An 11,960-nucleotide genomic window follows, 5' to 3' on the forward strand; every position below is an offset into this window, starting at 1 on the left:
GCGCCTACACCTCTACGTTGAGTGAGTCGATCACAGGTTCGTATCTACGCTTGAACTCCGGGTAAATTTCAGCAAGTATTCTGTAATAGGGCGCAATGTATCTCATTTTCTCCCGAATTTCCGACAGGGAAACGTATGGACATTCTTCGCAGTTCCACACTTGCCAGTCCTGGCTCACAGCGTGAGATAAACACTCCTGGTAAAAGGGGCAGTCCAGCATTCTGAGTCCTTTTCTGTTCACAGGTCGAGGTTTTTCTCTTCTTCCCATGGCCGCACCTCCTCTCCCTGTTGGTGGGACTCAACTTACTGTTCTATGGTATTTTCTCAAACAGGCAATGATCATGCCACTTACATTCTAGTCTATAAGACACCGATGCAAGGTAGTTTGTTCATTGCCACAAAATCAGCCATCCACTTGCATTATCACTGGGGCTGACAACTAATAAGGCCCAATTGATACAATATTTTTTTCAAGTCAGCGAAGCTATCCTGAACCCTCATCAGCCCAATACACCGTTTGAGACACGCAGTAGAGTATCCCTTGTGCAACTTTTTGGCTTCACAAAAGTAGCCTTTTTGCAACTACAGCAGCATGCTGTGAGAGCTCTCAAAACTGGAACTAGTGAGTACCTGGTACCTACGGCCTGCCATTGCCCCAAGCCGAGTGGTCTGGCACGGCTATTGCGGCGGCAAATTAGGAATGGTGTCCTCTTGCGAGTAGACAATTTTTCTCTTCAATGGCAGTACAGGATCAGCAGTGAATTTTCTAGGATGACTCTCTTAGAAATCATAGAAAAGCGGTCAAGAGAACTGTTATTGGCTGCAGTGGATCAGAGTGAAGAGCTGGAGGTAGTTTTGCGCGCACTTGCTGCTGAGCTCGGCATCACTGGGGCCACGGTCAGAGAAGCATTGGCAAAGCTTGTCAGAAAAAAGAAGTTGGCTCTCACATTTCGGCACCACAAGGTTTTCCTGGAGATTCCAACCTGTTCGGACGTCAGACAGAGACGCCCATTCAAAGTTGTCATAGACAAGCACGGTGAACCCTGGATTTGCGACATGGACGTTGATCCTTCCAGAGACCTTGCTTCACAAGGCTGCTGGCAATTGCCAAAAAATTTTGCAAAAAAGGATTGACCGGCGATGTTTGCCATGTTACTTATCAGATTAAATCTTAACTAGTAATTAACCTTTATTTAGGGAAGAGATGTCAAAGCTGTCAGAAGAACAATTTGCCAGACTGAAGCGTATCTGTCGCAATGGAGGTCTTAAACTTACCCATCAGCGACTGGAGATCTTCGAGGAGCTCGTTAGAGCCGAGGACCATCCTTCGGCTGAGATGATTTTCAAGCGTGTTCAGTCGCGGACGCCAACCATATCCCTTGACACCGTCTACCGAACCCTGGCAACTTTTGAGCGCTTTGGCCTCATCTCAAAAACTCACGTCTCTGATGGGCGGGCCAGATATGATGCCGATCTTTCCCCCCATCACCACCTTGTCTGCTCCAGGTGCAAAGCCATCTCGGACTTTCATTGGCAGGAGTTCGACAGCATAGAACCACCAGAGGAAGTTCGGAATTGGGGTGTTGCCACTAGCAAGGTGGCCGTAATGAGTGGAATCTGTAAACATTGTTTGAAAAAGGAGGAAGAGGAATCTCAACGCGACAACTAGTAAGGAATATTTTTTTGCATGTTTAATAAGAATAATTATTATCTATGAAATATACTTTAATTTACTATGGTCAGGGCATCCGAAAACCAGAGAAGGTTCTTGCAACGCAATATGTGAGTCGTGACACTCTTCCGGTCAGATGACCGGAAAGACTAAAGCAACCATCAAAGAAAAGGAGGAAAAGAAATGGAAGAGAAGAAGCAGAGCATGCCCCTCTTGGGAGACGAATTTCCCAGGTTGGAGGTGCAGACAACTCATGGTCCCATGAACATTCCTGGTGATCTGCAGGGCTCCTGGTTTGTCCTATTCAGTCACCCTGCAGATTACACCCCGGTGTGTACCACGGAATTCGTAGCCTTTCAGAAACGCTACGAGGAATTCGAGAAACTCAACTGCAAACTTATAGGCATGTCCATCGATCAGGTCTTCTCACACATCAAATGGGGAGAATGGATAAACGAAAAACTGGGGATAGAAATCAAATTCCCCATCATTGCCGGCAATGACACTATTGCCAACAGGCTCGGCATGCTTCATCCAGGCAAGGGCAGCAACACTGTCCGGGCAGTTTTTGTCGGCGACCCCCAAGGCAAAGTCAGACTGATTCTCTACTATCCCCAGGAACTCGGCAGAAACATGGACGAGATTCTCCGGGCGGTAAAGGCCCTGCAAATAGCTGACAAGGAAGGTGTGGCCATGCCAGCAAACTGGCCGGCAAATGAATTACTCGAGGACCGAGTCATCGTGCCACCCGCCACCGATGAGAAAACAGCTAAAGAGCGCCGAAAACAATATGACAACTATGACTGGTGGTTCTGTCATAGGCCCCTCGAAAAGTAGAGCCCAGACAGCTGGCAACGGAACAATCGCCCTCGACAGTAAATTGCCATCCGTGCAGGGCTCCAATCGACAGATGGCTGCAGAATAAATTACACCTGCAGGAGTTGCCTGGTGAACTCTATTGACCAGGCAACATCCCTGCATTATCTTCACAACAATGTTGTAAGGAAAGCGTTTATTGATTGCTTGGCCAGTTGGATGTTTCACGAATTTTTGCGCCACGGTGGTGAAGATACCCTGGCATCCGGCAACGGCGTCCTTCTGGGCCACATGGTTCAGGCATTCATTACTGGCGGAGAAATTAGCCACCGCAAGGTACCAATATGACCACAGCCATTTCAGGCTGCCATGATTGCCATGCGGAAAAGAGGAGTATAGCCACATGTATTTTAAACAAATAACAGTTCCAGGTTTGGGTTGCTTCTCCTATGTGATCGGCTGCCCAGCAGCAAAGGCTATGGTAGTGGTTGATCCCAAACGAGACGTGCAGGACTATCTGGACATATCCAGAAACGAAGGCATGAAAATCACTCATATCATCAATACTCACGTTCACGCTGATCACGTCAGCGGTGACCAGGAACTCCGCTCGCATACCGGCGCTCAGATATACGTCCAAGAAAATGCCCCCGTGGCGTATCAACATCAGGATCTCAAAGAAGGTGACGTAATAGAGGTCGGTATCGCCAAATTGGAGGTCCTTTTTACCCCAGGACACACCCCGAACTCCATCTCGCTTCTGGTCACGGACAGATCACGCTCACAAGAGCCCTGGATGATTCTCACTGGAGACGTACTCTTCGTGGGCGACATTGGCCGACCAGATCTTGCTGGAGAGGAGATCCTCGACGAACAGGTTCACAATCTCTATAACAGCCTCTATGACAAACTTGCCAGCTACCCGGATCACCTGGAGGTCTTCCCTGCCCACGGTATGGGTTCTCTGTGCGGCAAGGGCATGAGCTTCAAGACCAGCTCCACCCTGGGCTTCGAGCGGCACCACAACCCCATGCTCCAGTTTTCCTCTTTTGAGGCTTTCAGGGAAGCAGTAACAAAGGAATTCCCTGCCAGGCCCAAGAGCTTCAGCCATATTATTCAGACCAATATCAAGGGCGCTCCCCTGTTGGAGCGCTGTCCACTGGATCTGGCCATGTCACCCGAACGCTTTGCAGAGCGTATGCAGCAGGGGGCCATCGTCATTGATACCCGCGACACTGCCGCTTTCGGTGGCTTTCACATCCCCGGGTCTCTCAACATTGGTTTCGAAAAGCAGCTTGCCAACTGGGTCGGCATGGTAGTGGAACCCACAGCCGATCTGCTGCTGGTGGTTACGGACAGGGAGCGCTACGATGCCATGTGCACCGAACTTCATAGAATAGGCTACGACAACATTTACGGCTACCTGTCAGGAGGGATTGCCTCCTGGCTGTTCTCCGGCAAACCAGTGAGCAAGTTGCCTCAACTTTCGGTCCATGAGCTCAAAGCGAGGTTAGACCAGGGCGAACCTACGCACCTGATTGATGTGCGCACCAAGGCAGAATGGGATGGCGGCCACATAGCTCAAGCCAAACACCTGCCGCTTACAGAGGTGCTGAGCAACGGTTTTGCCTTGCCCACAGACGTCCAGATTGTGGTAAATTGTGGGACGGGCTATCGCTCCAACATTGCCGCCTCATTTCTCCAGCAGCGTGGCTATGGCAACGTCTTCTCATTGGCTGGCGGGACCTTCGCCTGGACGCATGCCGGCTTCGAATTGACCAATTAGACAAGACCCTTCCCCGGAGGTGGCAAGAAAACGGTGAAACAGACAAACACTTCAGCAATTATCCTCAACCTCATCTGTCAGGGTGGAACACGGATGATAGGGAGAAAAAGACAATGAACGCACCGTACAAGGCAATCAAAGTAAGCGACCATGTCTACTGGGTTGGAGCCATTGATTGGGGCATTCGTGATTTTCACGGTTATGCCACCTACCGGGGAACTACCTACAATGCCTTTCTTGTTACAGCGGACAAGCTCACCTTGATCGACACCGTAAAGAGACCATTTCAGGAGGAGCTTCTTTCCCGGATAAGGTCGGTAGTGGACCCTAGAGACATCGCCTATCTGGTCTCCAATCACGCGGAAATGGACCATTCCGGTTCCCTTGTCGGCGTGCTCGAGGCCATCCAACCAGAGAAGGTCTTTGCCTCTGTCATGGGCGCCAAAGCACTAAAAGATCACTTTCATCTGGACCAGGAAATAGTGCCGGTAAAAGATGGCAGTGACCTGAGCCTCGGCAATCTGCACCTCAGTTTTCTTGAGACTCGCATGCTCCATTGGCCCGACAACATGTTCAGCTATCTCGCCGAGGACAGGCTGCTCTTTTCCCAGGACGCCTTTGGCATGCACCTTGCCAGCAGTGAGCGCTTTGCAGATGAAATAGACCCTGGCATCCTGGAATATGAAGGGGCAAAGTATTTCGCCAACATCCTGCTGCCCTTCTCGCCGCTGGTCACCAAGCTTCTGGAAAAGGTGGGCCAGCTGGGACTGCAGATCGACATCATTGCTTGTGATCATGGCCCCATTTGGCGGCGGGACCTCGACAAGATCCTCAGCTGGTACGCCACCTGGGCCAAACAGAAGCCCACCATGAAGGCGCTGATTGTCTTTGATACTATGTGGCACAGTACGGCGCTCATGGCTGAGAGCATTGCCGAGGGACTCGTAACTGGCGGTGCCAACCCGAAGCTGCTCCCCCTGAAGGCGAACCATCGAAGTGATGTTGCCACTGAACTCCTGGATGCCGGTGCGTTGCTGGTAGGCTCCCCCACCCTGAATAACAACATGTTCCCCACGGTGGCGGATGTCCTGACATACCTGAAAGGTCTGAAACCGCGAAACCTTGTGGGCACTGCCTTTGGTTCCTACGGTTGGAGCGGCGAAGCAGTGGCCCAAGTCCGGGGAATACTCGAAGCTATGAAGGTGGAACTCGTTGGCGACGGGCTCCGCGTCAAGTTTGTTCCTGACCGAGAGACTCTTGGCCGCTGCTATGATCTTGGCATTGCCATAGCTGACAGGCTCAAAGCAAAGGCGGCAAAGGCAGACTAGCATGCTGTCGGCAAGCAATTTTCACCAGCTACATGCGGCAATTCACACCATGAGCCGCGGCAAACCAACTGGGGCGATTTTTTTCTTGCTGCAGATGTTCAGAAGTGAGCCAATGAGCTCCTTATAGGAGTATTTCAAGTACGGCAAACCAACTGGTAGATACCAAATGGCAGATCACCTAGACGCTACCGCCTGCCCATATACCCAGGCTGCCCTCTCGCCAGACTGGTTCGAGGCAATTCTATGCAGTCTCAACGATGGTGTTTTCTGTGTTGACGCGAACTGGCGCATCACCTGCTTCAACCGAGCAGCTGCCGAAATCACTGGTGTGCCTCGTGAACAAGCCCTGGGCCGCCCCTGCCACGAGGTCTTTCGCAGCAACATATGCAAGAAGGCCTGCGCCCTTCGCTTTACCATGGAAACTGGCAAACCAGTAATCAATCTGGTCATAAGCATTGTCAATTCAGTGGGAAGCAAGGTACCCATCAGTATCTCGACAGCTGTTCTCAAGGATAAAAATGGCAAGATCGTAGGAGGGGTAGAAACGTTTCGAGATCTCAGCCTGGTGGAGCAGCTGCGCAAGGAAATCGACAAGCGCCATACTTTTGAGGACATTATAAGCGAGAGTCCAAAGATGGCCCACCTTTTCGACATGATTCCCGTCATTGCCGCCAGCGACAGCACAGTGCTGATTACCGGGGAAAGCGGCACCGGCAAGGGTCTGGTTGCTCGAGCCGTTCACAATTTGAGTCCCCGACAAAAACTTCCCTTTGTCACCGTAAACTGCGGTGCCATACCAGAGACTCTCCTGGAGTCAGAACTCTTTGGCTACAAGGCGGGAGCCTTTACCGATGCGCGCAAAGACAAACCAGGAAGATTTGCCCTGGCACAGGGAGGCACTATTTTTCTCGATGAGATTGGCGACATCCCCACCTCTATTCAGGCAAAGCTCCTCAGAGTTCTGCAGGAAAAAATCTTTGAGCCCCTCGGGGGTGTACAGGGTATTCGTGCCGACGTGCGCATCATAGCAGCCACCAACAGGGATCTGGTAAAGCTGGTGGAACAAGGTCTCTTTCGCACTGACCTTTATTATCGAGTCAACGTCTTTCAGCTCGTACTGCCACCCCTGCGAGATAGGAAGGAAGATATCCCTTTGCTCGTAGAGCATTTTATCACCAAGCTGTCTGCCCTCAAGGGCAAAGACATTGCTGGAATCACTCCTGAAGCGATTCGCATTCTTATGAACCACAACTATCCAGGAAATGTGAGGGAACTGGAAAACATTATAGAGCATGCCTTTGTTATCTGTCCCGGCGGTATGATTCAGGCGCATCATTTGCCTGACAACCTGCTGGATGGTGCTGCCGCTGCTGTCCGTCCGACTCTCAAACTCGTGGATCAATATGAAAGAGAACTGATTCTCACGGCCCTCAGAAAAAATCGTTGGAACAGGCTGCAGACCGCCCGAGACCTGGGAATTCACAAAACTACTCTATTCAGAAAAATTCGCAAATTAGGAATCAACCTCCCCCGGAAGGATGGTCGCAGCAAGGGGTAGCACTTCTGCAACTCAGCGGCCCATAACTCCCGCCTTTTTAATCTTGATTTCATGGCCAACACTCAGAAAGATTCTGCGCAACACCGCTACTCTCCAGCAATTTTACTTTTTGGCTAACCTGTTGTCACCCTCTAGGGCATGGCTATTGCTACAGGTAGTTTTTGACACGCGAGGTTACTTCTCGACCCAGGGGTTCCCAGCACTTTCTTCCGAAGTAACGATTGCTCAGGCAATTGCCATTAGAAATTGCCTGCGAGTGAAAGGAGTGGATAATGAAAGAGATGTTCACTGAATATGCCCTCGACGGACTGCAGCTGGTAAACCGCTTCGTTTTCCCGCCAATCAAAACAGGCTATGGCAGCCTTGACGGCAAGGTAACAGAACGGCAACTCCAGTTTTACCGGCAGATCGCCCAGGACGGCCCTGCAATAATCATAGTCGAGCCAGCGGCAGTTACGGCAAACGGCAGGGAGCATCCCAGGCAGCTTTCCATTCATCAGCCACACAGCGTGGAAGAACTCACAAAAATAGTCCAGGTCATCCACCATGAAGGTCGCTTGGCCTGTCTCCATCTCAATCATGCTGGCGCTGCTGCCAACCCCAAAGTAACAGGTGTCAGGCCAAAGGCGCCTTCTGCCGTCACCTGTTCCTCCAGTGGGCAGACAGCCGAAGCATTAACCGAGGCAGAAATAGCAGAGATCGTGGAAGCATACCAGAGAGCAGCAAACAGGGGAGTCTTGGCAGGATTCGACCTCATAGAGCTTCAGGCAGGCCACGGATATCTGCTCTCACAATTTCTCAACAGCAAAATCAACCAGCGGCAAGATCGCTTTGGCAAGGACCGGCAGCTCTTCGTCAGAGAGGTACTTTCAGCAGTGCAAAAAGGTGCAGGCGGCATCCCTCTTGTCTTGAGGATTTCAGGGAATGAAATGTCCCCGGAATTCGGTATCCCTGACGAAGAGCTGCTTTCCCTCCTGAACATGATTGCTGAAGCCAGCGTTGCTGCAGTGCACGTTGGTATGGGCAGTGCTTGCTTCAGCCCGCCCTGGTATTTTCACCACATGAGTCTCCCTGAAAAACCTCAACTGGAAAGTCTGTCTCGACTTCAGCAGCACTGTTCGCTTCCTGTCATTGCAGCCGGAAGATTTGGCAGAAAAGAGCGAATTCAAAACATCCTCAGTCAGAATCTTGCAGATCTTATTGCTCTCGGACGGCCGCTCATTGCTGATCCCAATCTTTTGAAAAAATGGCTGCACCAGCAGGACGACAGGGTCATCCAGTGTGGTTATTGTCTGCAGGGTTGTCTGCATCGAGTGCGCAGCGGCGAGGGCCTGGGATGTAATGTCAATCCACAGATTGGTCAGCAAGAGCTCACTCCGTCGCCAAAGAAGTTGCGCGTTCTCGTTGCCGGAGGAGGACCAGCAGGAATCTCGGCAGCTCTTTACCTGGCAAAACGCGGCCACCAGGTCACCCTAGCAGAAAAAGAGCCCGATCTGGGAGGCCAGTTTAGCCTTGCCTGTAAAGCACCGGGGAAAAGCCCCATGCATGACAGCCTCGCTTCCTTGATTCGGGCAGTGAAACAAAGTCCGGTCACAGTGCTTTTGGCAACAGAAGTTGACAGCGAGCTTGTCAGGAAAATAAGTCCAGAGTTCCTTGTCTGGGCCACTGGTGCCCATGATACCATCCCTGATATCCCAGGACTCTCCGAGCAGCACCATCTATCTGCCCTGGAGTATTACAGAGATGAAAGGCAGGTACGCGGCCCCCGGATACTTGTCATAGGGGCAGGCAGGACAGGCCTTGAAATCGCTGAAAAACTGGGACTGGAGGGCTATATTGTGGTTGCCACAAAACGCACCGATCCCTTGGGAAGCAACATGGAAATGGTTACCAGGAAACTGGTACTCAACAGAATTTCGGCCATGGAAAACGTCACTCTCATGCCGCGTACCCGGGTAAAAGCCTTTACAGCCGAAGGGGTAGCAGTGGAGACAGCGGGAGAAGAACAATTGCTCGAGCCGTTTCAGACGGTGATCCACGCTTTTGGACTTACACCGTGCCAAGGGCCAGGTGAGGAGATCAAAAATTTGGTACCACTACTGGAAACAATCGGCGACGCCCAGCAGGTGCAGGACATCTACACTGCCACCCTGGCTGGCTATCAGCTGGCATGCAAGTATTGATCTCTTTGAGCCAGGCTGTTCAAGCTGCGGTGAGTCCTGATTCAGAGCCCTGCACGGTGCAGAACCGCTCCACCTGGCTTCGCTCCTGTGACAGGCAGCGCAGCATGCAGGGAAAAAACCGCTGCCCATAGGCAACTGAGGTCAGCTTCGCAGGCCTCCTGATTCCCCCTGGCAAGGAATTGGACTTGCCTCATTATTCAGGAAAGCCTATATTTGATGGTTAAATTCTCTTGAACGCTTGAGAGAAGTATTGAATGGTTTATTGGGAAAGTTTTCACGACCAACCAGGAGCAATGCATGGCAAAACACAAGGTGGTATTTCAACCGGAAGGCAGCAAAGTGGAAGTTGCAGCAGGCAACACTCTCTTGGAGGCTGCAGGTGAAGCAGGCGTCTATATCAACAGTCTTTGCGGCGGCGAGGGAGTGTGCGGCAAATGCCGGGTGCAGATTACCAAAGGAGAGGTGAAGCCTGACAGCCATAGCATCAGATTTCTCAGCAGGGAAGAGATACAGGAGGGCTTCGTCCTTGCCTGCCAGACGGAAGTACACGCTGATCTGGAAGTGTGGGTCCCGCCTGAAGCGCGTCTGGAAGAGGAACAGATTCTTACGGCCGAAAACATTGTCAACTACAATCCTCCTGAAGGGCTGGATCTGAGTGACACAGGCCACAGGCCGTCGCTTCTCTACGTCCCCTTGACCCAAAAATGGCATCTTCCTTTGCCGCAGCCCACACTGGCCGACAATATCTCTGACCTCGACCGCATTTATCGTGAGATCCGCAAGAAGATAGAGACCCGCCATTTGGAGATCTCACTCACTACCCTGAGAGGCATGAGCCGTTTGCTCCGCCAGAGCAATTGGGACGTGACAGCCACTCTTCATCCTTACAACGAACATTGTGTGGAAATCATCTCTCTCGAAGCCGGCAATACCAGCACAGCCAATTACGGCATTGCCTGCGATGTTGGCACTACCACTATCGTGGCCCAGTTGATCGACCTGCGCTCCGGCATCAGCCTGGGAGTAGAAGCAAGTCACAACCAGCAGGCCAAGTACGGCGAGGACGTGATCTCGCGCATGATTTATGCCTGCGGCCGGGGAGGCCTCTCGCCCATCCATCAGGCCGTAATCGACACCACCAATAAACTCATCGACTCCTTGTTGGAAAAACACCAGGTGGCGGCAGAGAGCGTTACTGCCTTTGTAGCTGCTGGCAACACCACCATGACGCACCTTTTCCTGGGGCTGGAACCCTGCACAATCAGGCTGGAACCTTACATCCCCACAGCCAATCATCTCCCCTCTGCACCTGCCGAAGAACTCAATCTTCATCTGAATCCTAGAGCTGTAGTGTACTGTATGCCGGGTGTGAGTTCTTACGTAGGAGGCGACATTACTGCCGGCGTGCTGGCATCCGGGATCAGCAATACTCCAAAAGTATGTGCCCTCATTGACATTGGTACCAATGGTGAAATCGTCATCGGCAACAATGAATGGCTCGTATGTTGTTCTGCTTCTGCCGGCCCTGCTTTTGAGGGCAGCGGCACCAAATGCGGCATGCGGGCAACCCGCGGAGCCATCCAGAAGGTGATCATTCAGGGTGATGAACTCCGTTACGAAACCATCGGCAATGCCAAACCAAGGGGAATATGCGGCTCTGGTCTCATAGACACCATTGCAGAGCTGTTCCGCAATCGCATTCTGGATCCCAACGGTAAGTTTCCTCGAGAAACCACCAATGATCGAATTGTAGTGCGCGACAATTCAGCAGAGTACATCCTCGCCCGAGAAGATGAAACGGAAACAGGCAAGCCAGTGGTCATCACAGAAGAGGATATCAGCAACCTCATTAAGTCCAAGGGTGCCATCCTTGCCGCCATGCGAGTACTGCTGAGCAGTGTGGGCATGTCGTTTACCGATCTGGAAGAAATTTACGTGGCTGGCGGCTTCGGCAATTATCTCGATGTAGAAAAGGCTATTCTCATAGGCCTGCTCCCCGACGTGCCAGTGGATCGGGTGCGCTTCATCGGCAACAGCTCTCTTACTGGTGCGCGTATGGCCCTCTTGTCCAGACATGCATACTCGTGCGCCTCCACGCTGGCCCGGCAGATGACCTACTTTGAACTATCGGTGGACCCCACCTTCTACGACGAATTCGTTGCTGCCCTGTTTCTGCCACATACGGATATCGATCTGTTTCCAACTGTCAAGAAGATAATGGCCGGCAGCTAGCGAGCTCGTCCCCCGAAGGCACTCCCCAATCTTCATCCAGGATTACTGGAGTTCTGCATCTTCTATTGCAGGAAGCAAACGCCACTTGTAGACGAATCTGCGCCGGCATAGTTCGCCAGGATAACGAGTCTTCCCGCCTAGCCACGAGACCGGCCCAGATGCTTTTCTCTGGATTCTGGCGGCACTCTACCGCCATCTGGACGCAGGGTCGGGATGTTGGCAGATCCTCTTGCTGCAGAATTGCCACGGCAGAAAAGTCTCACGGGATAGCTGATTTGAGGGACCAGTTGCTTTCAGCCGCTCGGGGAAGGAGGGGCCCCTGTGGAGCAGATATGCAAATGCTCCACAGGGGTTTGAGGGGAGGGTATGTCTCCTTCACAACATC

10 protein-coding genes are annotated in these 11,960 nt (G+C 51.9%); 9 read left to right on the forward strand and 1 reads right to left on the reverse strand.

The features are described from left to right. Positions 1-4: 4 nt before the first annotated feature. Positions 5-268 carry a hypothetical protein gene (locus JRI89_07515; GenBank protein ID MBW2071090.1) on the reverse strand — a complete coding sequence of 88 codons (264 nt, stop codon included), beginning with the start codon at positions 266-268 and terminating at the stop codon, positions 5-7. 503 nt (positions 269-771) lie between these two features. Between JRI89_07515 and JRI89_07520 the strand changes: the two genes are divergently transcribed. The 9 genes from JRI89_07520 (at position 772) to JRI89_07560 (ending at position 11,575) form a co-directional block, all read left to right on the forward strand. Beyond that, positions 772-1,134, forward strand: coding sequence for a GntR family transcriptional regulator (locus JRI89_07520; GenBank protein ID MBW2071091.1), 363 nt, complete (start codon positions 772-774; stop codon positions 1,132-1,134). A 70-nt stretch (positions 1,135-1,204) separates the two neighbouring features. Then, positions 1,205-1,669: a transcriptional repressor gene (locus JRI89_07525; GenBank protein MBW2071092.1), complete on the forward strand. Its 465-nt coding sequence runs from the start codon at positions 1,205-1,207 to the stop codon at positions 1,667-1,669. A 186-nt stretch (positions 1,670-1,855) separates the two neighbouring features. Further along, complete coding sequence (locus JRI89_07530; GenBank protein ID MBW2071093.1) at positions 1,856-2,509, forward strand: peroxiredoxin; 654 nt, start codon at positions 1,856-1,858, stop codon at positions 2,507-2,509. A gap of 111 nt (positions 2,510-2,620) precedes the next feature. Then, positions 2,621-2,836: a hypothetical protein gene (locus JRI89_07535; GenBank protein MBW2071094.1), complete on the forward strand. Its 216-nt coding sequence runs from the start codon at positions 2,621-2,623 to the stop codon at positions 2,834-2,836. A gap of 55 nt (positions 2,837-2,891) precedes the next feature. Next, a complete protein-coding gene (locus JRI89_07540; protein MBW2071095.1) occupies positions 2,892-4,274 on the forward strand; it encodes an MBL fold metallo-hydrolase in 1,383 nt (460 codons plus the stop codon). Between the two features lie 113 nt (positions 4,275-4,387). Next, the gene (locus tag JRI89_07545; protein MBW2071096.1) at positions 4,388-5,602 is read left to right on the forward strand and encodes an FprA family A-type flavoprotein; all 1,215 of its coding nucleotides are present in this window, start codon (positions 4,388-4,390) and stop codon (positions 5,600-5,602) included. A 166-nt stretch (positions 5,603-5,768) separates the two neighbouring features. Continuing rightward, on the forward strand, positions 5,769-7,160 hold the full coding sequence (locus JRI89_07550; GenBank protein ID MBW2071097.1) for a sigma 54-interacting transcriptional regulator: 1,392 nt from the start codon (positions 5,769-5,771) through the stop codon (positions 7,158-7,160). A gap of 272 nt (positions 7,161-7,432) precedes the next feature. Beyond that, on the forward strand, positions 7,433-9,343 hold the full coding sequence (locus JRI89_07555; protein MBW2071098.1) for an FAD-dependent oxidoreductase: 1,911 nt from the start codon (positions 7,433-7,435) through the stop codon (positions 9,341-9,343). 297 nt (positions 9,344-9,640) lie between these two features. Then, positions 9,641-11,575 carry a DUF4445 domain-containing protein gene (locus JRI89_07560; protein MBW2071099.1) on the forward strand — a complete coding sequence of 645 codons (1,935 nt, stop codon included), beginning with the start codon at positions 9,641-9,643 and terminating at the stop codon, positions 11,573-11,575. The last annotated feature ends 385 nt before the right edge of the window (positions 11,576-11,960 follow it).

It is taken from the genome of Deltaproteobacteria bacterium (assembly GCA_019309045.1).
Lineage (GTDB): Bacteria > Desulfobacterota > Syntrophobacteria > BM002 > BM002 > JAFDGZ01.